The organism is Limnohabitans sp. MORI2, from assembly GCF_027925025.1.
Lineage (GTDB): Bacteria > Pseudomonadota > Gammaproteobacteria > Burkholderiales > Burkholderiaceae_C > Limnohabitans.
The window spans coordinates 2371137-2395793 of sequence record NZ_AP027058.1; the positions used below are offsets into that span (position 1 = coordinate 2371137).

Consider the following 24657-nt stretch of genomic DNA (forward strand, 5'->3'; position numbering starts at 1 on the left):
GAAGAGGAGCCTAGGCTTGTCCCGCAGCACGCAGCAACGCCAAAGCAAAAGTCAGAGCTCATCAAACCTAACAAAAGACACGTTACGTACGAGCCAACACGGGCTTCAGTGCAACCCCCGTGTGTGTCCCCATCGCCACCACAGCCTCAGGCGTATCTGCAGCCACGATCAAACCACCACCATCACCGCCCTCAGGCCCGAGGTCAATGATCCAATCCGCTTCGGCAATCACATCAAGGTCGTGCTCAATCACCACCACGCTGTGCCCGCCATCCACCAAGCGGTGGAGCACGCGAATGAGTTTGTCCACATCGGCCATGTGCAGGCCCACCGTGGGTTCGTCCAACACATACAGCGTGTGAGGTGCTTTGTTGCCTCGACGAGTCACGTCGTCGCGCACTTTGCTCAGCTCCGTGACCAGCTTGATGCGCTGCGCTTCACCGCCGCTGAGTGTGGGTGAAGGCTGCCCCAAGGTGAGGTAGCCCAAGCCCACGTCTTTGAGCAATTGCAAGGGGTGCGCAATGTTGGGCATGGTGGCAAAGAAGTCCACCGCCTCGTCGACTTCCATTTGCAGCACATCGCCAATGCTCTTGCCGCGCCATGTCACCGCCAAAGTCTCGGGGTTAAAACGTGCGCCGTGGCAGCTTTCGCACGGTACTTTCACGTCGGGCAAGAAGCTCATTTCAATCGTGCGCATGCCTTGGCCTTCGCAGGTGTGGCAGCGACCTTCGCCGGTGTTGAAGCTAAATCGCCCTGCGCCGTAGCCGCGTGCTTTGGCTTCGAGTGTTTCGGCAAACAGTTTGCGAATCGTGTCCCAAAAACCAATATAGGTCGCAGGGCAACTGCGTGGCGTTTTGCCAATCGGCGTTTGATCCACTTCCAACACACGGTCAATGGTTTGATAACCATCAAGCCCCGTGCAGCCGACCCATGCAGGATGTTGGCCGTCATCATCTAGCTTGCGCCCTGCCTGCGTCGAGCGCTGCGCCACCGCAGCCGCCACGTTGTGCAACAACACATCGCGTGCCAGTGTGGACTTACCCGAACCAGACACACCAGTGACTGCCACCAAACGCTTGAGCGGAATCGACACACTCACGTCATTCAAGTTGTGGAGCGAAGCCCCTTCAAGCGACAACCACTGAAGCGAGCCATCAACTGCGACCTCCTCAGCAACAGGCGCAGCCGCCTTGCGTTTACCCACCTTCGCGGAGGATGGGGCGTTGCCGGGTGACGATTTTGGCTCGCCGCATGAGGAGCCCGGCAATGCCTCGTCCTTCGCAGCGAGCGAAGCAGACGCAACCGCAAAAGCAGAAAGCGCAGCCTCAGAAACAGGCCGTCGCGCCTGCAAGGGATGCCGCATCGCATGCAACAAATAGCGCCCCGTCTGCGACTCTTCTTGAGAAGTGATGTCTTTCACCGAGCCCTCACCCATCAAGCGCCCACCACGCTTACCCGCGCTAGGCCCAATGTCGATGATGTGGTCGGCACGACGAATCGTGTCTTCGTCGTGCTCCACCACCACGAGCGTATTGCCCTTATCGCTCAGCAAGTGCAGAGCGTTCAACAAGATTTGATTGTCACGCGCATGCAAGCCAATCGTGGGTTCGTCGAGCACGTAACACACGCCTTGCAAATTGCTACCCAGCTGCGCGGCCAAACGGATACGCTGTGCCTCGCCGCCACTGAGCGTGGGCGCACCACGGTCGAGCGTGAGGTAGTTCAGACCCACTTGCTCTAAAAATTCCAAACGGCTCTTGATTTCAGGCAACAGGTCGCGGGCAATGTCAGCATCGCGTCCACTCATCTCAAGCTTCTCCACCCACTTGCGAATCTCAGTCACGCTTAAGCGCGCAATGTCGGTGATGCCCACGCCTGCAAACTTCACGGCACGCGCGGTGGCGTTCAGCCGTGTGCCTTCGCACGTTGGGCACGCCACATCGACCAAATCTTCCACATCGGGCTCGGCAAAGGTTTGCTCGCGACCTTTGTCTTTGTCGTCACGCACCGAGTCGTCCAACACTTTGCGTTGGTCTTTGTTGAGTTTCACGCCCGTGCCCACGCAGTCGGGGCACCAGCCGTGTTTGCTGTTGTACGAGAACAAGCGCGGGTCCAGCTCGGTGTACGAGGTGGCGCACACAGGGCACGCACGCAAGGTGGAGAACACATCCAAGCGGCCAATGCTGTTGGTGTCGGTGCCCGCTTCCATCGCTTCGCGCAAGCCATCGAGTTGACTCAACACATGCACCACGCCTTTGCCGTGCTCTAACGCGGTGGCGAGTGCTTGACGCAATGCGGCTTCGTTTTGCGCAGACACCTCAAGACTGGCCACTGGCAACTCAATCGTGTGCTCTTTGAAACGGTCCAAGCGTGGAAAGCCATTCGTCGGCAAGAAGTGGCCATCCACACGCAAGTGCGTGTAGCCACGTGGACGCGCCCAATCGGCCAGCTCGGTGTACACACCTTTGCGGTTCATCACCAAGGGGCTCATCAAACCAATGTGCTGCCCCTTGAACTCACGCATCAACTGCGCCGCAATGCGCTCGGGCGTTTGCGGCTGCACCGCTGCGCCGTCGTGAATGCAATGCTGCGTGCCAAGCTTGACATACAGCAAGCGCAAGAAGTGCCACACCTCGGTGGTCGTGCCCACGGTGGACTTACGACCACCGCGACTCAAGCGCTGCTCAATCGCCACCGTCGGCGGGATGCCGTAAACCGCGTCCACCTCGGGCCTACCCGCAGGCTGCACGATGCTGCGTGCGTAGGCGTTGAGGCTTTCTAAATAGCGACGCTGACCTTCGTTGAACAAAATATCAAACGCGAGCGTGGACTTGCCCGAGCCGGACACACCCGTGATGACGTTGAACTTGCCACGCGGAATGTCGACGCTGAGGTTTTTGAGGTTGTGCTCTTTGGCATTGACGATTTGAATCGCGCTGTCTTTGGCTGCAGCGCCAGCAAATCTGGTTGCACCTTCAGCAGCCACCAACCCAGCAGAGGCTTTCTCGCCATCTACCTCGTACACCACACCCATCGCAGCCGCATAGTCACGCAGCGCTTTGCCTGTGTGCGATGTGGGATGCAAACGCACATCTTCAGGCGTACCTTCGGCCACCAACAAGCCGCCCGCATCGCCACCTTCGGGACCGAGGTCAATCAGCCAATCGCTGGCACGAATCACGTCGAGGTTGTGCTCAATGACGATGAGCGAGTTGCCATCTTCCAACAAGCGACGCATGGCGCGCATGAGTTTGGCGATGTCGTCAAAGTGCAAGCCCGTCGTCGGCTCATCGAACAAGAACAACACGCCTTTTTTAGCGAGAGATTGTTTGCTGGAAGTTTTGGCTTTCGCAGCTTCGGCCAGAAAGCCAGCAAGCTTCAAGCGTTGCGCTTCGCCGCCACTCAAAGTGGGTACAGGTTGACCAAGTTTCACGTAGTCCAAGCCGACGTCAACGATGGGTTGCAAAGTGCGCACCACTTCGCGGTCATTGGCGAAGATTTCCAGCGCTTCACCGACTGTCAGCTCCAACACATCTGCTACGTTGAGAGTGATTCGTGTCGTGGCTGCGGGGGCAACGTCTTGCTCCTCTTCGCTGCGCTCAGAATGTCGCTGCGCCGTCGCCCCCGCAGCCACGCCACGAATTTCGCGCTCGATACGGACTTCTAGGATTTCGGGTCTGTACCTCTGACCGTTGCAGTCTTGGCAGCGTAGGTAGACGTCGCTCAGAAACTGCATTTCGACATGTTCAAAGCCCGAGCCACCACACGTTGGGCAACGTCCATCGCCGCTGTTAAAGCTGAACTTCGATGCTGTGTAGCCGCGCTGTTTCGACAAAGGGGCAACGGCAAAGATTTCGCGCACAGCATCCCACGCACCCACATAGCTGGCGGGGTTGGAGCGTGCGGTTTTACCAATGGGTGACTGGTCCACAAACACCACATCGCTCAAATGGTCTGCACCCAACAAACGGTCGTGTGCGCCGGGTGTTTCTGTGCCGCGGCCGAACTGACGCAGCAAAGCAGGCGTCAGCACGTCTTGAATCAGCGTCGACTTGCCCGAACCGCTGACACCAGTGATACACACCAAGCGTTGCAACGGAAATTCGATGTTGAGGTTTTGCAGGTTGTGTTCGCGTGCACCTTCCAAAATCAAACGTGGCGTGTTGTCGGTCACCAACCGCTTCAGGCCTAAGCCAATCGTTTTGCGCGCCCCAAGGTAAGCACCCGTCAATGTGTCGGCCGATTTCAATGCTTCTTTCGTGCCGTCAAACACAATGTGTCCGCCGCGCACGCCTGGTGCTGGGCCCATGTCGATGATGCGGTCAGCGCACAGCATGACAGCCGGATCATGCTCGACCACCACCAGTGTGTTGCCTGCATCGCGCAAGCGCAGCATGGCTTCGTTGATGCGGTTCATGTCGCGCGGATGCAAACCGATGCTGGGCTCGTCCAACACGAACAAGGTGTTGACCAACGACGTGCCTAAGGCCGTGGTGAGGTTGATGCGTTGCACTTCCCCACCACTGAGCGTGCGGCTTTGTCGATCGAGCGTGAGGTAGCCAATGCCCACATCGCTGAGGTATTTCAAGCGCGTGCGAATTTCATCCATCAGCAAATGCAAGGCTTGCGCATCGGCGCCGGATGCATCGACTTGAAGACTATTGAAGAACTGGTGCAACTTGTCGATGGGCAACAACATCAAGTCATGCAAGCACAAGCCGGGCATGGCTTCGAGTTGAGCGCGCGTCCACTGCACGCCTTGCGGCATGAAGCGTTTAGCAGGTACTAAAACCGAATCAGCCTGCGCTTTGGTGCCCATGCGCCACAGCAAACTGTCTGTTTTCAAACGCGCACCTGCACATGTGCCGCATGGCGTGTAGCTGCGGTACTTAGACAGCAACACGCGAATGTGCATCTTGTAGGCTTTGCTCTCCAAGTATTCAAAGAATCGTTTGATGCCGTACCACTGGTGGTTCCATTTGCCTTTCCACAAGGGCGAGCCATTGATGACCCAGTCTTTGTGCTCTTGGCTGAGCCTGTACCAGGGGGTGTCACGCGGAATGCCTTCGGCTTCGGCGTGGCGCATGAGGTCGTCTTGCGTTTCAGACCAAGCTGGGGTTTGGATGGTTTTGATAGCCCCCGCACGCAAGGTGAGTTTGTCGTTCGGAATCACCAGCCCGTAGTCCACCCCAATCACGCGACCAAAACCTCGGCAGGTCTCGCACGCCCCTACGGCCGAGTTGAACGAGAACATCGAGGGGATGGGATCGCTGTAGCGCAAGTCGCTGTCGGGGCAATGCAGGCCTGTGGAAAACCGCCACAACTCAGGCGTCGCTTCTGCGTCTAAAGACCAATACACATTGAGGCGTCCGCCGCCACGTTTGATGGCTAACTCAATCGCTTCCACCACACGGGCTTGTTCGGTGTTGCCCAGCTTGAATCGATCAGCCACCACATCCAACAACTTACGTGGCCCCGTGGGCGTGGCCACTTCGCGCTCGGCATGGATACGCGTGAAGCCGCTGGCACTGAGCCACTGCTCCACCTCGGCGGGTGTGGTGTTGGCGGGCAACTCCACAGGAAAGGTCATGATGAGGCGCGGGTCTTGCGGCTGCGCCGCGCAGCGGCGTTGCAACTCAGCGTAGATGCTTTGTGGCGTGTCGTGTTGCACGGGCTGGGCAGTTTGGCGGTCGAACAACTGACCGGCGCGGGCCATGAGCAACTTCAAGTGATCGTTCAACTCAGTCATCGTGCCCACGGTGGAACGCGAGCTGCGCACAGGGTTGGTTTGGTCAATTGCGATCGCGGGGGGCACACCTTCCACTTTGTCGACGGCGGGTCGATCCATGCGGTCTAAAAACTGGCGGGCATAGGCGCTGAAGGTTTCCACATAGCGACGCTGGCCTTCTGCGTACAAAGTGTCAAACACCAAACTCGATTTACCCGAGCCGCTGGGGCCGGTGACCACCGTGAGTTCGCCGGTGCGAATGTCGAGGTCTAAGTTTTTGAGGTTGTGCTGGCGTGCGCCACGAATACGAATGGTGCCTGTCATGGCTGTGCCTTTTGAAGTGTGGCAAATATTCTAGAGATTCGCACGGGTCGAGGTTGGCATCGGGACATTACCAACCTTAAGCATTCATCTGCTGCTACAAAGCAAAACGCCACGGACCAGCCGTGGCGTTTTGACAAGCGAAGTAACGAAAAATTACTTGGCAGCAGAAGCGTCTGCAGAGGCCGCCGACGCAGCACCCGAAGCGGCTTCAGTAGGTGCGTGCACAGCATCTGCGCCGTGCTTCTCACCGCCCATGTCTAGACTGTCGCCACCCTTCATGATCACAAAAATGGCGAGCGCCGCGAAGATCACAAATCCTACAAATATTTTCAACATCTCATCTCTCCGAAATCAGTAAAAAGCCCTCCACGAAGGAGGGCTCGAATGTAGCACCTAGGTTGCCCTAGGTGGCTGACAGGCTTAGTCGTCGGCGTAGATGTCGACGTCCTTGGTTTCCTTCACAAAGAGCATGCCGATAACAAACGTCATGCCTGCAATGATGATGGGATACCACAAGCCGTTGTACATATTGCCAGTCTGCGCCACGATCGCAAAAGCGGTGGTGGGCAGCAAGCCGCCGAACCAGCCGTTACCGATGTGATAAGGCAAAGACATGGATGTGTAACGGATGCGTGTGGGGAACATTTCCACCAACATCGCAGCGATAGGACCGTACACCATGGTCACCAAAATCACCAAGTAAGTGAGGATGATGGTGATCTTGACTTTGTCCACTTTCGCTGGATCAGCTTTAGCTGGGTAGCCGGCTTCTTTCAACGCATCGGAAACAGCCTTCTTGAACTCAGCGGCCTTAGCTTTGGCTTCGTCAGCTGGCAAGCCTTTAGAGCTGTAGCTGGCAATTTCTGTTTCACCGATTTTGATGGTGGCAGGAGTGCCGGCTGTGCCTACGGCGTTTTCATAACTCACAGAGCTAGAAGCCAACACTTGCTTAGCGATATCGCATGAGCTAGTGAACTTCACAGTACCTGTAGGGTTGAACTGGAATGAGCACTCAGCAGCATCAGCAGTCACAACGACCTTGTTCTTTTGTTGTGCAGCGTACAAGTCTGGGTTTGCAGCCTTGGTCAGTGCTTCAAACACAGGGAAGTAAGTCAACACAGCCAACAAACAACCCAACATGATGATGGGCTTGCGACCAATCTTGTCGGACAAAGCGCCAAACACGATGAAGAAAGGTGTACCGATCAGCAACGATACAGCCACCAAAATATTGGCGGTAGCACCGTCGACCTTCAAGGCTTGCGTCAAGAAGAACAAGGCATAAAACTGACCTGAGTACCACACCACAGCTTGACCCGCAGTCAAACCAATGAGCGCCAAAATCACGACCTTCAAGTTTTTCCATTGACCAAATGATTCCGTCAATGGCGCTTTCGACGTCTTGCCCTCCGATTTCATTTTCTGGAAGGCAGGCGACTCATTCATCGACAAACGAATGTAGACCGACACAGCCAACAAAGCGATCGACACAATGAACGGCACACGCCAACCCCAATCAGCAAAGGCTTCTTCGCCAATCACTGTGCGGGTCCCCAAGATCACCATGAGCGACAGGAACAAGCCAAGAGTCGCTGTGGTTTGAATCCATGAGGTGTAAGCACCGCGCTTGTCGTGAGGTGCGTGCTCAGCCACGTACGTGGCAGCACCGCCATACTCACCGCCCAGCGCCAGACCTTGCAGCAAACGCAAACAGATCAGGATCACAGGTGCAGCCACACCAATGCTGGCGTAGTTCGGCAAGATACCCACGATGAACGTGGACAAACCCATGATCAGGATGGTCACCAAGAAGGTGTACTTGCGGCCAATCATGTCACCCAAGCGGCCGAAGAAGATCGCACCGAAAGGACGCACGATGAAGCCAGCAGCGAAAGCGAGCAACGCGAAGATGAACGCAGAGCCTTCATCCAAGCCGCTAAAGAATTGCTTCGCAATGATCGCAGCAAGCGAGCCATACAGATAGAAGTCGTACCACTCAAAGACCGTACCCAGCGAAGAGGCAAAGATCACCTTCTTCTCTTCTGCCGACATCGGTCGGTTCACGTCTAGTGTTGCCATAGTTTTTGTCTCCTTAGACTTTGAATTGCAGCTGCTAGTCGACAGCTGTGCGGCGACTATCTGTGTACTCGCTGACCGTTTTCTGACAACCACACAACCCTTGTTGATGCTTTGACAAAAAGCACAGCGTCATTCGCCACAAAGCGTACAGGTAATCCCTCGGAATGTTGAGATATCAGTGAAACAAACGTTCAGACTAGGGTTTTCCACAGGTGCTTACGTAAGTACTTGGTCAGTACCTATTCACACAATGACTTGGTCAATGAAGGATTCGTCCTTCTTGCGTTTCTTAAATAACCCATTCGGGAGATAAACAATGAGTGATCCAGTGATCAGCAAGATCCAGAGCCACCCAAAGTACCTAGAACTGCGTGCCAAGCGCAGCGGCTTTGGCTGGTTCCTCACAGTGTTGATGTTGGTCGTGTACTACGGCTACATCGCATTGATTGCCTTTAACAAACCTTTCCTCGCACAACCCACCGGTGCTGGCGTGACAACGCTTGGCATTCCATTGGGCATGGGCGTGATCATCTTCACGATCGTGATCACTGGCATTTACGTCAGCCGCGCGAACAGCGAATACGACACGTTGACCAAGGAAATCTTGGAGGACGCTACCAAATGAAAAAAATCTCCACACTCTTAGCCGCCGTCTTGGCGCTGGCTGCAGGCACAGCATTCGCAGCCGGTGGTGACTTAGGTCAAACCACCAAGCAAGCGACCAACTGGACCGCCATCATCATGTTCGGCGCGTTCGTGATTGCCACCTTGGGTATCACCAAGTGGGCCGCGGCGAAAACCAAATCGGCTGCTGACTTCTACACCGCTGGCGGTGGCATCACTGGCTTCCAAAACGGCTTGGCGATTGCGGGCGACTACATGTCTGCCGCTTCGTTCTTGGGTATTTCTGCTGCTGTGATGGCCAACGGCTATGACGGCTTGATCTACTCCATCGGCTTCTTGGTGGGCTGGCCCGTCATCACTTTCTTGATGGCTGAACGTCTGCGTAACCTCGGCAAGTTCACCTTTGCTGACGTCGCTGGCTACCGCTTCAAGCAAACCCCCATCCGCGCCTTCGCTGCCTCTGGCACGTTGGTGGTGGTGGCCTTCTATTTGATCGCTCAAATGGTTGGCGCAGGCTCACTCATCAAACTGTTGTTCGGTTTGGACTACTGGGTTGCTGTGGTGCTCGTGGGTGCATTGATGATGGTGTACGTGTTGTTCGGCGGTATGACTGCTACGACATGGGTGCAAATCATCAAAGCCATCATGTTGTTGGCTGGTGTGACCTTCATGGCTTTCATGGTCTTGGCGCAATTCGGTTTCAGCCCTGAAGCCCTGTTTGCCAAAGGCGTTGAAGTCAAGACTGCTGTTGCTGGCGTTGCCAAGGAAGCTGCCATTGCAGCAGCCACCGCATCAGCTGCTGCTGCAGCCACACCCGAAGCCGCTGCCGCTGCATCTGCTGCATTGGAAAAAGCCAATGCCACAGACGCTGCCAAAGTGGGCTTGTCCATCATGGGCCCTGGCGGCTTCATCAAGGACCCCATCTCTGCCATTTCTTTCGGTATGGCTTTGATGTTCGGTACAGCTGGTTTGCCACACATCTTGATGCGCTTCTTCACGGTACCTGATGCCAAAGAAGCTCGTAAATCTGTGTTCTGGGCAACCACATGGATTGGCTACTTCTACGTGTTGATCTTCATCATCGGCTTCGGCGCTATCACCTTGGTGATGACTGACCCCGACCTGAACGCTCAACTCAAAGCCGGTGGCGCCAACATGGCTGCTGTGCTGGTGGCTAAGGCTGTGGGCGGCGACGTGTTCTTCGGCTTCATCTCTGCCGTGGCTTTCGCAACCATCTTGGCTGTGGTGGCTGGCTTGACTCTGTCTGGCGCCTCTGCTGTGTCTCACGACCTGTACGCCACTGTGTTCAAAGAAGGTAAAGCTGACAGCGCTTCTGAACTGCGCGTATCTCGCATCACCACTTTGGCCTTGGGCGTGATCGCTGTGGTCTTGGGCATTGCCTTCGAGAAGCAAAACATCGCCTTCATGGTGGCCTTGGCTTTCGCGATTGCTGCGTCGGCTAACTTCCCCGTGTTGTTCATGTCTGTGCTGTGGAAAGATTGCACGACCAAGGGCGCCGTCATCGGTGGCTTCTTGGGCCTGATCTCTTCTGTTGGCCTGACCGTGGTGTCGCCTGCTGTGTGGGAAGCCACTCTCGGCTACCCCAAAGGCTCGGCCTGGTTCCAGTACAGCTCTCCAGCTCTGTTCTCGATGACCATTGGTTTCGTGGGCGTGTGGTTGTTCTCCATCTTGGACAACAGCGAGCAAGCCAAGAAAGAGCGTGCCGATTTCGCCGCACAACAAGTGCGTTCGGAAACTGGCTACGGTGCTGCTGGCGCATCGGGTCACTAAGCCCTCTGCGTCTGCTGAGCTCTTCGGGGCTCAGCACTCTAAAAAACCGAGCATGCGTGCTCGGTTTTTTTATGAGCGTATGGCTGTCTCGTTGGCATAGACGTGTGAGGGGCATACAGACGCGGCTTACATCGCTTCGCGACGAATGGCGCCGCATCTGTATGCCCCTCACACGTTTCGGAATTCAGGTGGGCTTATTACGATGCGAAGCGAGGTGAGGTAGGCGAATACGGCGCCATTCGTCGCGCAGCGATGTAAGCCGTGTTCGCCTACCTCACCTCGCGTGCCAACGAAGGGGAGTTAAAAAATCAAGCGCCGCGCAATTGACGCAACTTGATGAAGGCCATAGCAGCCATCACCGCATCATTCAACGCATCATGCGCCTCACGCACTGGCAAATCCAAATCTGACATCAAGGTCGCAAAACGTAAATCGATGTTGGGGTTGGTTTGTTGCTCATACGGCAGCATCTGGCGAAATTTATAGTCGTAGTACATCGCCGAGACTTCGATTTTTTCTTGCGGCAATCCTTGCCCCAACAACGGCCAAATGGCTTTGTTGAGCATGGCCACATCAAACTCTAAAAAGTACCCCACCAAAGGACGGCTGCCAATGAAACGCATGAGTTGCTTCATCGCTTCATCCGCTGGCAAGCCTTGGGCCACATCTTGCTCGCGCAAGCGGTGAATGCGCACGCTGTCCGCCGACACACCGCGCTCAGGGCGTACAAGCACTTCAAAGCGTTCGCTGGTCATGATCTTGTTGCCCACAATGCGCACCGCTCCAATGGAGATGATTTCGTCCGTGCCGACATTCAGACCTGTGGTTTCGCAATCGAGCGACACCCATTCATTGGGGGGTGGCCGATCAAACATGAAACGAAACTCGGGCAAGCCCAAGTGATAAATCAACCACCCGCGCTTGAGCCTGCGCCACCATTTTTTAGGAGAGATCAGCGACTGCATCAGAGGGAGTCAAGTTTGAATCGACTACGCAGCAAGCCTTTGAAATGCTTGACCACACCCAAGGCGTCTTTGAGCAAATCACGCTCTAAGGTGGAGAGCTTGGCCACGTTCACCAAGCCCGACACCTCGCGTTGTGTTTCTATTTCGGTCACGCCTGCTTTAAGTTTGAGCCCAATGAGGAAGTGCAAACTTTGCGTCAACTCAGCCCCCAGTGCTGGGGTAAGAACGTGACGCATGACCAAGGCATCGATGCGCGCAGTGGTGCTTGTTTCGTGCAAATGCTCGGCCAATGCCAAGCTGCGCACACCATGCACCAAGGGGAAGATGCCCTCTTTCTTCAGGTGCAGACCTTGTTGATCGTCCAAGCCAAGCAAGCGATTCCACCAGCCTTGGCTATTGCCGAATGCATCAATGGCCGCAGCAAAACGCGCCAGCATGGCGTCGTTGTCTGTGGCGATGCGCATCAACACCTGTTGTGTGTCTTGCAACAAGTGGGCATCACCGCACACAGGGTGCGCGTCTAAAAAGATGGCAAGGTTCATCAAACTGTCTGCAGTTGGCATCAGCAACCATTGCTTCACCATCTGGCCAAAGTCATATGCTGTTTTACGCCACATGGGGTTGCTGACCATGATGTGCCCGGGGCATTCGGGGTAACCAAAAGCGGACAGCGCCTGCGAGAACTGTTGGCACAACGCCTCAAGGTTGTCGGGCGGCGTGTACCCATCGCGCAGGATCAATCCATTGTCTTGATCGGTCTTGAGCAATTGCTCACCACGCCCCTCGCTGCCCATCACAAACAAACAACTGTTGGCCACCAAATCGGGTGGCGCAATGATTTGCCATGCACGCTCAAACAAACGCGCGTTCAAATCTTGCACCAAGCGGGCAATCAAGCTCACACGCGTCCCGCTGCGATACAGCGTTGTCACCATGCGTGTGATTTGTGTGGCAGCCTGTGCCAAGCCCTCAATGTCAGTCGCCGCCTCCACTTGCACGGTGATGAGGTGCGAATGATTCGACAAGAAGCTAAAGAGGTCCAACGCTTCTAGCACCCCCACCACTTGTGCATCATCCATCACCACCAGTCGATGCACACGATGGCGCTGCAACATCGCCAAAGCATCACCTACCTGGGCATCTGGGCGCACGCTGATGATTTGAAAATTCGCCAGCTCACTCACGCGCTGCTGGTTCAACGGCGTGCCGTTCAAAATGGCACGCTGTAACGTCGATGACGTAAACATTCCCAAACGTTCAGGTGATGTGGCTGTGTCGCGGACCAACACACATTTCGTGCGTTGAATTTGCATGACCTGCACCGCAGAAACAACATCAGAATCCATGCTCACAAAATGCGCGGGGCGAACAAACGCCTCGTCCACACGAGAGAGTGTGAGCGATTGCAACTCGTGCTGACTCTGCCGCTGAGACAACGCCGTGAGTTTGTTACTCAAGTCCGAAAACAGCAAGGCCCCAAAGGTGGCGTTGTCAGCAATCAAGTCGGTCACGGTTTGGCGAGCCAGCTGATAGGCCACCACCTCTTCTTGTGCCACAAATTTATTGCTGCTCTTGCCTGCAACCAGTCCGCGCCCGTCAAAGGTATCGTCGGGGCCGTAGGTGGTGATGACTTCGTCACCGTCGTACTGCGTGACAAAGCCTTTGATGATGACAAACAAATGGGTGGGCACGGCGCCCACATCCAAAATAGCCTCACCCTCGGGGTAGTACACCACGTCCACACTGTCACGTACCAAGCGTTGTTGGTCGGGTGTTAAGCAGTCAAACGGAGAAGCAGAGAAATTAAAAGCGTTGGGCATAAGGCATTGTCAGAGCAATCTCTCGATTCAACGCTTGATGCCTTGCTGAATGCTTGCAGCGCTATGCCAAGCCGTGTCAAACCATTGATCTCCATCAAGGTAAGCGCGCAACATGGGTAAAGAATCTAGCCCCCAAAACACTTTGTCATCTACGTAAAACGTAGGGACGCCGAACGCACCGCGGGCAATGGCTTCTTCGGTATTGGCTTTGAGCTGGTCTTTCACTTCTGCCGCATCGGCCGAGCGCACAGGTGCCAGTTGTTGCGTGAGGGCTTGCAAGCGCGTGGCATCGTCAGCTGCCGCACTGCCGTGCCACACATGCTTGAAGATGGTTTCGCACACATAACGGTTAGGTTCGCCGTTTGTGCTGCAGGCCACTGCCAAGCGCAGCAGTGCCAGAGGGTTAAACGGGTGCGCGTGCGGCATGTCCAATGTCACACCCAACTGCTTGGCCTGCCACACCACTTGGCGATATGTCCACTCGCGCTTGCCAGCGATCTCGGCGGGGCCGAGCTGACCGTGGTGCTTGAGCATGGCGGCAAACAACACCGGCTTGTAAACCATGCGGTGGCTCACGCCCATCAAGCTTTGTGGCAAAGCTTCAAATGCGAGGTAGGCGTAAGGCGAAATGAAATCGAGGTAGCAGGTGATGGTTTTCATGCATGCGTCTCCAAACGTTCTTCAATCTGCTGCCACACGGCGCGTTTCTCGTCGGGATTGCGTTGCGCCCAACCAGCGATTTCGTCTAACGAGCGCCAGCAACCTTCACAGTAAGTGGTGTCATCCGACATGCGACAAACCGAGATGCACGGCGACGGTGGCGCATCGGCGCTTTGCAACACACGCTTGGCCTGCGCTTGCAAGCGCAGATCCGAAGGTGTAAGTCCTTGAGGTTTAGGGGTGAGTTCGCTTCCACACATGGATTGACATTGTCAGCGAACACCCAGCCTCAGGCCGCGCGCTTGTTCAAAACCGCGCGTGACACGAGGGAATTGGGCTGGCGGCCCAAGGCCTCGCTGATGAACACGCCCGCATCAATCAACTTATCCAGGTCAATGCCCGTTTCGATGCCTAAGCCTTGCATCAGGTACACCACGTCTTCAGTGGCCACATTACCTGTGGCACCTTTGGCGTAGGGGCAGCCCCCCAAGCCAGCGACCGACGATTGGAAATTCCACACGCCCATTTGCAAAGCAGCAAAGGTGTTACTCAGCGCTTGGCCATAGGTGTCGTGAAAGTGGCCCGACACATCGTTGAGCGCGTAGTGCTTGAGCGTGGCTTCGATGGCTGCTTGCACCTTGCGCGGCGTGCCCACGCCAATGGTGTCGGCCACGTCCACGCGCTGCACGCCTATGCTTTTCATCAAACCTGCCAAGTAGCTCACACGCTCAGGGGCAATGTCGCCCTCATACGGGCAACCCACCGTGCAGCTCATGGCGCCCCGCACGGCAATGCCTGCGTCGCGTGCCGCTTTGACCACCGGGGCAAAGCGTTCAATGCTTTCGGCAATCGAGCAGTTGATGTTCTTTTGACTAAACGCTTCGCTGGCCGCGCCAAACACCACAATCTCATCGGGCTTGGTTTTCAGCGCTGCCTCAAAGCCTTGCAAATTGGGCGTGAGCACCGAGTAGCTCACGCCAGGCTGGCGATGCAGCCCCGCCATGACCTCGGCGTTGTCTGCCATTTGCGGCACCCACTTGGGGCTGACAAAACTGGTGACTTCAATTTCTTTCAGCCCCGCCGCTTGCAAGCGGTGCACCAGTTCCACCTTAACGGCGGCAGGCACAGGCTGCTTTTCGTTTTGCAGGCCGTCGCGCGGGCCCACATCAATCAAACGCACACGATGCGGCAAAGAGGTCAACATGGTCACACTTTCAATTTCAAAAGCTCTGCACCTTCGGCCACTTGGTCACCCGGCGCATAGAGCAGTTCTAACACTTCACCATCCGCAGGGGCGGCAATGGTGTGCTCCATTTTCATCGCTTCCATGACTGCCAGCGGCTGACCGGCCTTGACTTTGTCACCTGCAGCAACCGCAAACGACACCACCTTGCCTGGCATGGGCGCAGTCAAACGGCCACCGGCCTCTTGGGTTTCGCCCGCGTAGGCCAGTGCATCCACCACGGTGATGCGTGTGGCACCTTGCGGGGCAAACACATGGGCCACGTCTTCGTGGGCTTGCGCTTCGATGAACACCTGTACGCGGGCCGTGTGGTCGGCAAAGCTCACATGCAAGGCATCGGCCTCGGCGCGCCATACCAATGTGCCGCTCACGGCATCGTCACCTTCGCCCACGGCGAGTTGCAACACGCCGTCGTGCAAGTAGCTCAACACGGCAGAGTAGCTCGCGCCGTGAAAGTCAAACCCAAACGCACGCGTGGCCACGCCATAGGCGCGCCAGCCATCGCGTTGGCTGAACGGATCATGGCCCACTTGAGCCTGCTCTTGATGCAAGGTGTGCGCCACCACCGAGGCAGCAGCCAGTGGCAAGCCCACGGCTTCTTGACCGAATAAGGCTTTGTCTTCCCGCTGAATCAACGCAGTGTCGAGCTTGGCTGTGGCAAACGAATCGGTGCGAATGATGTGGCGCAAAAACTGCACATTGGTGGTCAAGCCCACGATGCGAGTTTGCGACAGGGCCTCGTCCAAACGCGCCAGCGCTTGCTCGCGCGTGTCGCCGTGCACGATGAGCTTGGCCACCATCGAGTCGTAAAACGGGCTGATGCTGTCGCCTTCGCGCACGCCGTCGTCCACGCGCACATCGCTGATTTCAAAACTGCTGCACGCAGGTTTGCGATACACCGCCAACGTGCCGGTGGCAGGCAAAAAGTTGTTGTCGGGGTTCTCGGCACAAATGCGCGCTTCAATGGCGTGGCCGTGAATGCGCAAATCGCTTTGCTGCAAAGGCAGCGGTTCGCCGCTGGCCACGCGCAGTTGCCACTCCACCAAGTCGAGGCCAGTGATCGCTTCAGTCACGGGATGCTCCACTTGCAAGCGCGTGTTCATCTCCATGAAATAAAACTTCATGCTCTCGGGCTTGTCATACGCCGTTTGTTCGACGATGAATTCCACCGTACCCGCGCCCACGTAGTTCACCGCTTTGGCGGCGGCCACGGCAGCTTCGCCCATTTGCTTTCGTAAGGCTTCGGTCATGCCGGGTGCGGGTGCTTCTTCCAGCACCTTTTGGTGGCGGCGTTGCACCGAGCAATCGCGTTCAAACAAATAGACGCAGTTGCCGTGCGTGTCGCCAAACACTTGAATCTCAATGTGGCGTGGGCGTTGCACGTATTTTTCAATCAACACCGCATCGTCGCCAAAGCTGTTGATGGCTTCGCGTTTGCAACTGGCCAACGCGTCGGCAAATTCGGCGCTGCTGTTGACCACGCGCATGCCTTTGCCACCGCCACCCGCGCTGGCTTTGATGAGCGCGGGGTAGCCAATGCGGTCGGCTTCGCGTTGCAACAGCGCAGGGTCTTGGTCGGCGGCGTGGTAGCCGGGCACCAAGGGCACGCCTGCCTTTTCCATGAGCTGTTTGGATTCGGCCTTCAAGCCCATCGCCAAAATGGCAGAGGCAGGTGGACCAATGAACACCAAACCTGCGGCGGCACACGCTTTGGCAAAGTCTTCGTTCTCGCTCAAAAAGCCATAGCCTGGGTGCACCGCTTGCGCGCCGGTGTCTTTGGCGGCTTGCAAAATGCGCTCCCAACGCAAGTAGCTGTCTTTGGGTGCGCTTCCGCCAATGTGCACAGCTTCGTCGCAGACCTGCACATGCTTGGCTTGCGCGTCGGCGTCCGAATACACGGCCACGGTTTTGATGCCCATGCGCTTCGCGGTTGCGGCGACACGGCAGGCGATTTCGCCACGGTTGGCAATGAGGATTTTTTTAAACATCTTGAAACTCCAATTCACCTGTCACAGCAACCACGAAGGCTTGCGTTTTTGCAAGAAGGACTGCACACCCTCTTTGCCTTCAGCACTTGAACGAATGTCGGCAATGCCCGCCACGGTGTGCGCCACCAAGGCGTCGTCAATTTCGCGCTCGGCCACGTCTTGCACCAAGCGTTTGCAGGCACGCACAGCGTTGGGGCTGGCACTCACCAAAGTGCTGGTGAGCTCAGCCACTTTGGCGTCCAGCGCGTCAGCAGCCACCACCTCGTGAACCAAACCAATGCGGTGCGCCTCTGCCGCGCTGAAACGCTCGGCGGTTAAAAAGTAACGGTGCGAAGCACGTGCGCCCATCGCGCGAATGACGTAGGGACTGATGGTGGCGGGGATGAGCCCGAGTTTCACCTCGCTCAAACAATAGGTGGCGGTGTCCACACTCACAGCCATGTCGCAAGCGGCGACCAAGCCCACACCTCCAGCAAACACATCGCCTTGCACGCGGGCGATGGTGGGTTTGGGGCATTCGTAAATCGCACGCAACATGGCAGCGAGCTGGCCTGCGTCGGCAAGGTTTTCGTCGCGCGTGTAGTCGGCCATGCGGCGCATCCAGTTCAGGTCAGCGCCTGCGCAAAAAGCGGGGCCTTCGGCGGCCAACACCACGCAGCGCACATCGGCTGCTTGGCCTGCGTCGGTGAAAGCGGCTTTCAACTCGGCAATGACTTCGTCGTTGAAGGCGTTGCGCACATCGGGGCGGCTGAGGGTGATGGTGCGCACCGCGCCGTGGTCGGCAATGGTCAGCGCAGTATGAGATGGGGTTGTCATGTCAATCACCCATCACATGCGGAACAAACCAAACTTGGTCTCAGGAATGGGCGCGTTCAGAGAAGCACTCAAACCCAAAGCCAAGACACGGCGTGTGTCGGCAGGATCAATCACGCCGTCGTCCCACAGGCGTGCGGTGGCGAAATAGGGGTGGCCTTGGTGTTCGTACTGTTGGCGAATGGGCGCCTTGAAAGCGTCTTCTTCCTCGGCGCTCCACTGACCACCTTTGGCTTCAATGCCATCGCGCTTGACCGTGGCCAACACACTCGCGGCCTGCTCGCCACCCATGACGCTGATGCGGGCGTTGGGCCACATCCACAAAAAGCGCGGCGCAAATGCACGGCCGCACATGCCGTAGTTGCCTGCGCCAAAACTGCCGCCAATGATGACGGTGAACTTGGGCACAGCCGCTGTGGCCACGGCGGTGACCATCTTGGCGCCGTTGCGAGCGATGCCTTCGTTTTCATACTTGCGCCCGACCATGAAGCCGGTGATGTTTTGCAAAAACACGAGTGGCGTTTTGCGCTGGCAGCACAGCTCGATGAAGTGCGCGCCCTTCAATGCCGACTCGGAAAACAAAATGCCGTTGTTGGCAATGATTCCCACGGGCATGCCTTCGATGCGGGCAAAGCCGCACACCAGCGTGGTGCCAAAGCGAGCTTTGAACTCGTCAAACTCAGAGCCATCGACGATGCGCGCAATGATCTCGCGCACATCAAAGGGTTTGCGTGTGTCGGTGGGGATGACGCCGTACAACTCTTTGGCGTCGTACTTGGGTGGCACGGGCGCGTGCGTGGCAATGTTGGGGGCTTTGTGTGCGTTGAGGTTTTTCACCGCCTGACGCGCTAAAGACAAAGCGTGCAAATCGTTTTGTGCCAAGTGGTCGGCCACGCCTGAGAGGCGGGTGTGCACATCGCCACCGCCCAAGTCTTCGGCGCTCACCACCTCGCCAGTGGCGGCCTTCACCAAAGGTGGGCCACCCAAGAAGATGGTGCCTTGGTTTTTCACGATGATGGTCTCGTCGCTCATGGCCGGCACATAGGCACCGCCAGCAGTGCAGCTGCCCATCACCACCGCGATTTGCGCAATGCCTTGCGCGCTCATGTTCGCTTGGTTGAAGAAGATGCGGCCAAAGTGGTCACGGTCGGGGAACACCTCGTCTTGGTTGGGCAAGTTGGCACCGCCCGAGTCGACCAAGTAAATGCAAGGCAAGCGGTTTTGCTGCGCGATTTCTTGCGCACGCAAATGCTTTTTCACCGTCATGGGGTAATACGTGCCGCCCTTCACCGTGGCGTCGTTGCACACGATCATGCAGTCCACACCGCTCACGCGGCCAATGCCAGCGATGACGCCCGCACAAGGCGCGTCGTTGTTGTACATATTGAGCGCAGCGAGTGGGGCCACTTCTAAAAACGGCGTGCCGGGGTCGAGCAGCATTTGCACGCGGTCGCGGGGCAGCAACTTGCCGCGTGCCGTGTGTTTGGCGCGAGCGGCTTCGCCACCGCCTTGGGCCATGCGTTCTAGGTGCAGGCGCAAATCGTCGACCACCTGCTGCATGGCAGCGGCATTGGCCAAGAAGTCGGCAGAGCGTGCGTTGAGTTGGGTTTGCAAAACAGTCATCGTGTTTTCCTTGGTTGGCATTGCGGCATCTAGCGCAAAGATTGCCAACAAGCATAGGTGCACGCGCCACATCACACATGCCACACGGGTTGCAAATCCTGCCAAAATAACGCCACCTATGGCAAACCCCAATCGCCCCACCCGAGCCGAAACCCCGATGGCGTTCATACGCGCCATGGTGAAGGCTTACACCCAACGCGGGCTTGACCCCACTGCCGCCTTGCGCAAGGCACAAATCACGCCAAGCCAACTCAAAAGCGCCAACGCCCGCGTGACCGCCCTGCAAATGGAGTGGATGAGCGAAGCCGCCATGCGCGAGCTCGACGACGAAGCGCTTGGCTGGTTTCGCCGTCGCCTGCCTTGGGGCAGCTACGGCATGCTGGTGCGCGCCAGCCTCACCGCGCCCACGCTGGGCGTGGCCATGCAGCGCTGGTGTCGCCACCACAACCTGCTGACCGACGACATTGCCCTGCACCTCACCACCGACAAACACGCCGCCAGCATTGAGCTGCACGAACAGCACAACCTTGGCGACCTGCGTGAGTTTTGCACCGTGTCGGTGTTGCGCAATGCGCTGGGCGTGGCCTGCTGGCTCACCGACTCGCGCATTGACCTCTTGCAAACCGAGCTGCACTTTGCCGCGCCGCCGCACCACGCCAGCTACCGCGTGTTGTTTGACGGGCCAACGCAGTTTGATGCGTCGCTGAGCCGCATCCGTTTTGATGCGGGCTATTTGCAACTGCCCGTGCGTCGTGACGAAGCCGCGCTACAACGCATGTTGCAACGCGCCCTGCTCTTGACCGTTAGGCCTTATCGGCGTGACCGCTTGCTAGTAGAAAAAGTGCGCCAAGCCTTGGCCGAACACCCGCAAGCCACGCGCAACGCCGACGACTTGGCCGCCCTGCTGCACATGTCGCCGCGCACCCTGCACCGCCAGCTGCAAGACGAGGGCGCAAGCCTGCAAGAACTCAAAGACAGCGTGCGCCGCGAACGCGCCATGCACTTGCTGCTCAAAACCAAAAAGCCCATCAAGCAAATTGCTGCCGAGGTGGGCTTTGCCAACGACAAAAGCTTTATGCGCGCGTTTCGCACTTGGACCGATCAAACGCCTGACGCCCTGCGAAAGGGCTAACCGTCCTTAGACATGCTCAACAAAGCGAAGCCTTTGCCGCACAACAAGTGCGCTCAGAAACAGGCTACGGCGCGTCGGGGGTTTTGGGCCACTGATTGCCGCTTGTTGCGACGCACAAATAAGAACCGGACCTTGTGCACGGTTTTTTTATTTCTTTCGTTATTCGGTAGCTGTCACCCACAACTCTTTGCGCACGCCCCACGCTGATAACAGTCAGAACACGATCGTGCGCTTCTTTTTCATAGCCGCACTCGACCAAGAGCAGTCGTTGTTCAATGGCGGCTTTCAGGCGACGAATTCGGACTTCTGCAATACGGCGGAAGCGATCTGCGGCTCGCTAAATTCTTGATCCTTTTTCTTAAGTCTGCTGCCTCCGTTTTGTCAAAGGGAGGGCTGTCGCTCTAGCGCAGCTCAGCCTTTGAGAGAGACACAGCGTAGATAGCAGGCGAGTCGAGCACAGGTACATATGCGCCATGGCGAGCAATCTGTAGCATCGCTTGGCCGATGACCTCGGTGCTAAGCACATGCGATGGGAACAGCTTTCTGCCGACCGTGAGCAACGGACCAAACACCTTGTAGAAGACACGGTACGAATCCGTTTTCGAAACTTGATTGTTCAGCGGCTGGATAACAGCGGGCCTGATTGCGTGCACGCGTTTGAAGGGGAGGCGAAGGAGTGCGTTCTCAGTCTTGCCTCGCACGCGTGCCCACATGGAATTACCTTGCTCGCTGCTATCAGCGCCGGCGCCAGAAACGTACACGAACGTGGCGTTGGGACTCAGATTGGCCAAGCGCTCCGCTATCAACAGCGTCAATCGGTAGGTCACGGCGGTGTACTGTTCTTCCGTCATACCGGATGACGACACGCCCAAGCAATAAAAACAGGCATCCACACCACACAGTTCATCGTCCAAGATAGTGGACGGGTCGATTGCAAAGTTGGGCCGCACGGATTGAATAAGCTTGGCATGAGTCATAGCAAGTGCTGTACGGCCAACCGAGACCACTTTTTCGACATCGGGCGCACGAAGGCACGCTCGCAGTACGCCACCACCTACCATCCCTGAAGCTCCAAATATCAGAACGCGCATGTTGACTCGCCTAGTTATCCGTGTGGCCGAGGGCAGTGTGTGCATCACGCCAATCGGAAGGGGTTTGGTTCTCCCATTGCCTGAAGGCACGGAAGAATGAGTTCTGGTCTTCGTAGCCCAGCAGATAGGCAATTTCGATCAGCGTGAGTGAGTTATCTGCCAGATGCTCGAGTGCCATCTGATGTCGGGTCTGACTCACCAATGTTTGAAAGCTGACGCCTTCATCAGTCAGGCGGCGTTGTAGAGAGCGTTCGCTCATCGCAAGCTCAGCGGCTACCGAGCGAATATCCGGGCGACCGGCTGTCAAACGACGTCGCAAAACCCACTTGGTCTGCTCCGCCACAGAATCAGACGCTCCATGATGTTCAAGGCGCCTGTCCAGTTCCGGCGCAAGAACATCGATCAGTTCCTTGTTGTGCGTGATGAAAAGCTTGTCGAGGTCTTCTCGTCGGAACGCAATGCGGTCGACCTTCGTGTCGAATTTGATGTCACATCTGAAGTACCGCTCAAGTGCAGACCTTGACGCAGCCGGACGAGCGAACTCTAGGGACAGAGGTGCGATGCGCTCACCTGTTCCTCTGCGTCCCAGTTCCATGAACGACGCCATCGTTGCATCAACTAACGAACGCGGAGCAGTTTCTGAATCTCCATGAGGCCACCGGATGACGAGCTCACTGTAGTCAGCAACATCTTTGACCGAAACGTCTTCAGGTGCACACAACCGCTTGAAACGAGCAACCCGACTCAGTGCGTCGCGGAACGTCCGGGCGTGCTGTGCCGCAACAAAAGCGAGAGGCATCACCGCACCGTCCAGACCCGTTGCGATGCGAAGGCCAATGGTCGAGTCTTGGCTAACAGTTTCGATGGCCCGCCATAGGGCGAAGAACTGCGTCGTGGAAATTGGCGCGTCGTCCCTCAGCACGCTCAGAGGCAGGTTCGCGCGTCGAATGACCTCTGCACGGTCAACCCCGGCCCGCTTGAGGCCCTCCCACAGCGTGGCCGGAATATTCAACTTGTCTGGAACGGTGCTATTCATTGTCCTTACTTCGCTTGGAAGCCGCCATCCACGTTAAGAATATGACCGGTGACGAAGCTGGCTTCTTCCGACAGCAGCCAGCAGATGGCATTGGCGACTTCTTCGGGGCGGCCCAGGCGATTCATGGGGTGCATCGCTGAGATGCTTTTTTCGTTGTAGTTGGGGTCACCTCCGCCGAGCTGGACGGCGATGATGTCAGTCTTGATGGCACCAGGAGCAACACCGTTGATTCGTATGCCTTGGGTCGCGTGATCCAGCGCAGACGACTTGGTCAGCCCCACCACTGCGTGCTTGGTAGAAGCGTACGGAGCACTCCAGGCAATGCCATTCAGACCGGCGATGGAGGCCAAGTTGACGATAGCGCCGCCACCTTGTTTAACCATCTGAACGAGTTCGTGTTTCATGCTGAAGTACACGCCCATGATGTTGGTCTCGACCATCTCACGGTAGTTGTCACTGCTCGACTGCACAAGAGTGCCAGTCTCGTTGGACACGCCAGCGTTATTGACCGCCATGTCCAGGCGACCGAACTCAGCCACGATGCTGTCAATCATCGTCTTGACCGCGGCTTCATCGGCCACGTCGTTTTGCACGAAGCGAACTTGCGCACCGTTGCGGGCCGCAGCGGAAACCTCGGCGACGGCAGCCTTGCCAACTTCGGCACGACGACCGCTCATGATGACAGTGACGCCTTTGGTGGCCAGTTTGAGGGCGACGGCCTTGCCGATGCCAGTGGCACCGCCAGTAATCAGGGCTACTTGATTGGACATTTCAGACTCCTTTTTATAGACCGAGTGAAGTTCTCGGATGTAAGAAGTCTAGGAGTTCGATGGCATGGGTCATATTCAGATCACGCCAAATCATATTCGAAATACGCCAACCAAGGACTCGGCCACTTGCTTGAACCGAAGTTACTAGGCCGTCCAGCCAGCATGAGTGAGATTCGGACTTGGCTCGTTCTGAGTTCTATAAAGGGTAGCTAAGAGAGCAACTGGTGGATCCGCGATCCATCAATAACTATGGGTGAAAGCTGTCGAAGTGGCGACGTCCTCATTCACCGCTACCTGTTCCACCTTAAATCGTTACGCGTTCAAACGAAACGCACGCATTCGCTCAAACACATGCACCGCCCCCGCCTCACGCAACACCTCAGGATTCGCCCCCGCAGGCGCATAGCCCCACACCGTGGCACCGGCGGCTACACCAGCTGCCACGCCGATGGGCGTGTCTTCGACCACCAAGCAACGCGTGGGGTCGGCTTGCAAATGCGCGGCGGCAGCCAGGTACACATCGGGGAAGGGTTTGCTGCGCGGGGTTTCGTGGCCGCTGAAGATGCGACCTTTGAACAGTTCGGCCAAGCCCACGCGCTGCAACATCATCTCAACCTTGTAGCGGTCTGCGCCCGAGGCCACGGCAATGCGCCCCTCGCACTGCGCGTGCCAGTACTGCACGGCTTCGAGTGCGCCGTCGATGAGGGTGATTTCGTTTTCTAGGCGGATGTTGCGGCGGCGGTAAAACTCATCCATGAACGCGTCGGTGAGTGGCTTGCCGGTGTGGCGCTCAATCAGGTCGGCGCGGCTGCGCACGGTGTGGCCCACAAACTGCGCCATGCATTCGGCCAAGCTCAAGCGCCAGCCGTTTTCTTCGAGCATGTCGCGCAGCGCACCGCAGGTGATGGCTTCGCTGTCAACCAGCACGCCATCGCAATCAAACAAAACAGCTTCAAATGTCATGCGCGGA

Annotated in this window: 18 protein-coding genes; 3 read left to right on the plus strand and 15 right to left on the minus strand. The window is 56.9% G+C overall.

Translation table 11 applies throughout. From position 1 onward, the window contains the following. Nucleotides 1–82: 82 nt before the first annotated feature. The 3 genes from QMG27_RS11390 to QMG27_RS11400 form a co-directional block, all read right to left on the minus strand. Entirely contained in the window at nucleotides 83–6052 is a 5970-nt protein-coding gene (locus QMG27_RS11390; protein ID WP_281811413.1) for an excinuclease ABC subunit UvrA, read from the minus strand. 153 nt (nucleotides 6053–6205) lie between these two features. Further along, the gene (locus QMG27_RS11395; RefSeq protein WP_281811415.1) at nucleotides 6206–6388 is read right to left on the minus strand and encodes a hypothetical protein; all 183 of its coding nucleotides are present in this window, start codon (nucleotides 6386–6388) and stop codon (nucleotides 6206–6208) included. A gap of 84 nt (nucleotides 6389–6472) precedes the next feature. Continuing rightward, nucleotides 6473–8131, minus strand: coding sequence for an MFS transporter (locus QMG27_RS11400; protein WP_281811417.1), 1659 nt, complete (start codon nucleotides 8129–8131; stop codon nucleotides 6473–6475). A 316-nt stretch (nucleotides 8132–8447) separates the two neighbouring features. Between QMG27_RS11400 and QMG27_RS11405 the strand changes: the two genes are divergently transcribed. Next, nucleotides 8448–8756, plus strand: a complete 309-nt coding sequence (locus tag QMG27_RS11405; RefSeq protein WP_281811419.1) for a DUF485 domain-containing protein — start codon at nucleotides 8448–8450, stop codon at nucleotides 8754–8756. Further along, nucleotides 8753–10546 carry a cation acetate symporter gene (locus QMG27_RS11410; protein WP_281811421.1) on the plus strand — a complete coding sequence of 598 codons (1794 nt, stop codon included), beginning with the start codon at nucleotides 8753–8755 and terminating at the stop codon, nucleotides 10544–10546. The genes QMG27_RS11405 and QMG27_RS11410 overlap by 4 nt, the downstream gene beginning before the upstream one ends. A 308-nt stretch (nucleotides 10547–10854) precedes the next feature. Here the strand turns inward: QMG27_RS11410 and QMG27_RS11415 are convergent, their stop codons facing one another. From QMG27_RS11415 to QMG27_RS11450, 8 genes are read right to left on the minus strand one after another with little or no spacing between them, the layout of a single operon-like run. Further along, on the minus strand, nucleotides 10855–11511 hold the full coding sequence (locus QMG27_RS11415) for a 3'-5' exonuclease (RefSeq protein ID WP_281811424.1): 657 nt from the start codon (nucleotides 11509–11511) through the stop codon (nucleotides 10855–10857). Further along, complete coding sequence (locus tag QMG27_RS11420; RefSeq protein ID WP_281811426.1) at nucleotides 11511–13331, minus strand: DUF294 nucleotidyltransferase-like domain-containing protein; 1821 nt, start codon at nucleotides 13329–13331, stop codon at nucleotides 11511–11513. The genes QMG27_RS11415 and QMG27_RS11420 overlap by 1 nt, the downstream gene beginning before the upstream one ends. Nucleotides 13332–13358: 27 nt before the next feature. Further along, nucleotides 13359–13991, minus strand: coding sequence for a 2-hydroxychromene-2-carboxylate isomerase (locus QMG27_RS11425; RefSeq protein ID WP_281811428.1), 633 nt, complete (start codon nucleotides 13989–13991; stop codon nucleotides 13359–13361). Then, nucleotides 13988–14251: a DUF1289 domain-containing protein gene (locus QMG27_RS11430; protein ID WP_281811430.1), complete on the minus strand. Its 264-nt coding sequence runs from the start codon at nucleotides 14249–14251 to the stop codon at nucleotides 13988–13990. The genes QMG27_RS11425 and QMG27_RS11430 overlap by 4 nt, the downstream gene beginning before the upstream one ends. Before the next feature lie 29 nt (nucleotides 14252–14280). Next, complete coding sequence (locus QMG27_RS11435; RefSeq protein ID WP_281811432.1) at nucleotides 14281–15195, minus strand: hydroxymethylglutaryl-CoA lyase; 915 nt, start codon at nucleotides 15193–15195, stop codon at nucleotides 14281–14283. Between the two features lie 2 nt (nucleotides 15196–15197). After that, nucleotides 15198–17222 carry an acetyl/propionyl/methylcrotonyl-CoA carboxylase subunit alpha gene (locus QMG27_RS11440; RefSeq protein ID WP_281811434.1) on the minus strand — a complete coding sequence of 675 codons (2025 nt, stop codon included), beginning with the start codon at nucleotides 17220–17222 and terminating at the stop codon, nucleotides 15198–15200. Nucleotides 17223–17243: 21 nt separating this feature from the next. Further along, nucleotides 17244–18038: an enoyl-CoA hydratase/isomerase family protein gene (locus QMG27_RS11445; protein ID WP_281811436.1), complete on the minus strand. Its 795-nt coding sequence runs from the start codon at nucleotides 18036–18038 to the stop codon at nucleotides 17244–17246. Nucleotides 18039–18050: 12 nt separating this feature from the next. Further along, a complete protein-coding gene (locus QMG27_RS11450) occupies nucleotides 18051–19658 on the minus strand; it encodes a carboxyl transferase domain-containing protein (RefSeq protein WP_281811438.1) in 1608 nt (535 codons plus the stop codon). Between the two features lie 118 nt (nucleotides 19659–19776). Between QMG27_RS11450 and QMG27_RS11455 the strand changes: the two genes are divergently transcribed. Then, a complete protein-coding gene (locus tag QMG27_RS11455) occupies nucleotides 19777–20790 on the plus strand; it encodes an AraC family transcriptional regulator (protein WP_281811440.1) in 1014 nt (337 codons plus the stop codon). 401 nt (nucleotides 20791–21191) lie between these two features. On the opposite strand, the gene QMG27_RS11460 is transcribed toward QMG27_RS11455, so the two are convergent. The 4 genes from QMG27_RS11460 to QMG27_RS11475 form a co-directional block, all read right to left on the minus strand. Further along, the gene (locus QMG27_RS11460) at nucleotides 21192–21881 is read right to left on the minus strand and encodes an epimerase (RefSeq protein ID WP_281811442.1); all 690 of its coding nucleotides are present in this window, start codon (nucleotides 21879–21881) and stop codon (nucleotides 21192–21194) included. A gap of 10 nt (nucleotides 21882–21891) precedes the next feature. Then, a complete protein-coding gene (locus QMG27_RS11465; RefSeq protein WP_281811443.1) occupies nucleotides 21892–22917 on the minus strand; it encodes an AraC family transcriptional regulator in 1026 nt (341 codons plus the stop codon). A 5-nt stretch (nucleotides 22918–22922) separates the two neighbouring features. Continuing rightward, complete coding sequence (locus QMG27_RS11470; protein WP_281811445.1) at nucleotides 22923–23687, minus strand: glucose 1-dehydrogenase; 765 nt, start codon at nucleotides 23685–23687, stop codon at nucleotides 22923–22925. A gap of 312 nt (nucleotides 23688–23999) precedes the next feature. Further along, complete coding sequence (locus QMG27_RS11475; protein ID WP_281811447.1) at nucleotides 24000–24650, minus strand: HAD family phosphatase; 651 nt, start codon at nucleotides 24648–24650, stop codon at nucleotides 24000–24002. Nucleotides 24651–24657 lie beyond the last annotated feature (7 nt).

Excerpts from the sequence above, each read along its gene's own strand:
- QMG27_RS11465 (WP_281811443.1), bottom strand. The coding sequence starts at position 22,917 with ATGAATAGCACCGTTCCAGACAAGTTGAATATTCCGGCCACGCTGTGG.
- QMG27_RS11460 (WP_281811442.1), bottom strand. The coding sequence starts at position 21,881 with ATGCGCGTTCTGATATTTGGAGCTTCAGGGATGGTAGGTGGTGGCGTA.
- QMG27_RS11435 (WP_281811432.1), bottom strand. The coding sequence starts at position 15,195 with ATGTTGACCTCTTTGCCGCATCGTGTGCGTTTGATTGATGTGGGCCCG.
- QMG27_RS11390 (WP_281811413.1), bottom strand. The coding sequence starts at position 6,052 with ATGACAGGCACCATTCGTATTCGTGGCGCACGCCAGCACAACCTCAAA.
- QMG27_RS11475 (WP_281811447.1), bottom strand. The coding sequence starts at position 24,650 with ATGACATTTGAAGCTGTTTTGTTTGATTGCGATGGCGTGCTGGTTGAC.
- QMG27_RS11425 (WP_281811428.1), bottom strand. The coding sequence starts at position 13,991 with ATGAAAACCATCACCTGCTACCTCGATTTCATTTCGCCTTACGCCTAC.
- QMG27_RS11440 (WP_281811434.1), bottom strand. The coding sequence starts at position 17,222 with ATGTTTAAAAAAATCCTCATTGCCAACCGTGGCGAAATCGCCTGCCGT.
- QMG27_RS11420 (WP_281811426.1), bottom strand. The coding sequence starts at position 13,331 with ATGCCCAACGCTTTTAATTTCTCTGCTTCTCCGTTTGACTGCTTAACA.
- QMG27_RS11430 (WP_281811430.1), bottom strand. The coding sequence starts at position 14,251 with ATGTGTGGAAGCGAACTCACCCCTAAACCTCAAGGACTTACACCTTCG.
- QMG27_RS11455 (WP_281811440.1), top strand. The coding sequence starts at position 19,777 with ATGGCAAACCCCAATCGCCCCACCCGAGCCGAAACCCCGATGGCGTTC.
- QMG27_RS11450 (WP_281811438.1), bottom strand. The coding sequence starts at position 19,658 with ATGACTGTTTTGCAAACCCAACTCAACGCACGCTCTGCCGACTTCTTG.
- QMG27_RS11445 (WP_281811436.1), bottom strand. The coding sequence starts at position 18,038 with ATGACAACCCCATCTCATACTGCGCTGACCATTGCCGACCACGGCGCG.
- QMG27_RS11470 (WP_281811445.1), bottom strand. The coding sequence starts at position 23,687 with ATGTCCAATCAAGTAGCCCTGATTACTGGCGGTGCCACTGGCATCGGC.
- QMG27_RS11405 (WP_281811419.1), top strand. The coding sequence starts at position 8,448 with ATGAGTGATCCAGTGATCAGCAAGATCCAGAGCCACCCAAAGTACCTA.
- QMG27_RS11400 (WP_281811417.1), bottom strand. The coding sequence starts at position 8,131 with ATGGCAACACTAGACGTGAACCGACCGATGTCGGCAGAAGAGAAGAAG.
- QMG27_RS11415 (WP_281811424.1), bottom strand. The coding sequence starts at position 11,511 with ATGCAGTCGCTGATCTCTCCTAAAAAATGGTGGCGCAGGCTCAAGCGC.
- QMG27_RS11410 (WP_281811421.1), top strand. The coding sequence starts at position 8,753 with ATGAAAAAAATCTCCACACTCTTAGCCGCCGTCTTGGCGCTGGCTGCA.
- QMG27_RS11395 (WP_281811415.1), bottom strand. The coding sequence starts at position 6,388 with ATGTTGAAAATATTTGTAGGATTTGTGATCTTCGCGGCGCTCGCCATT.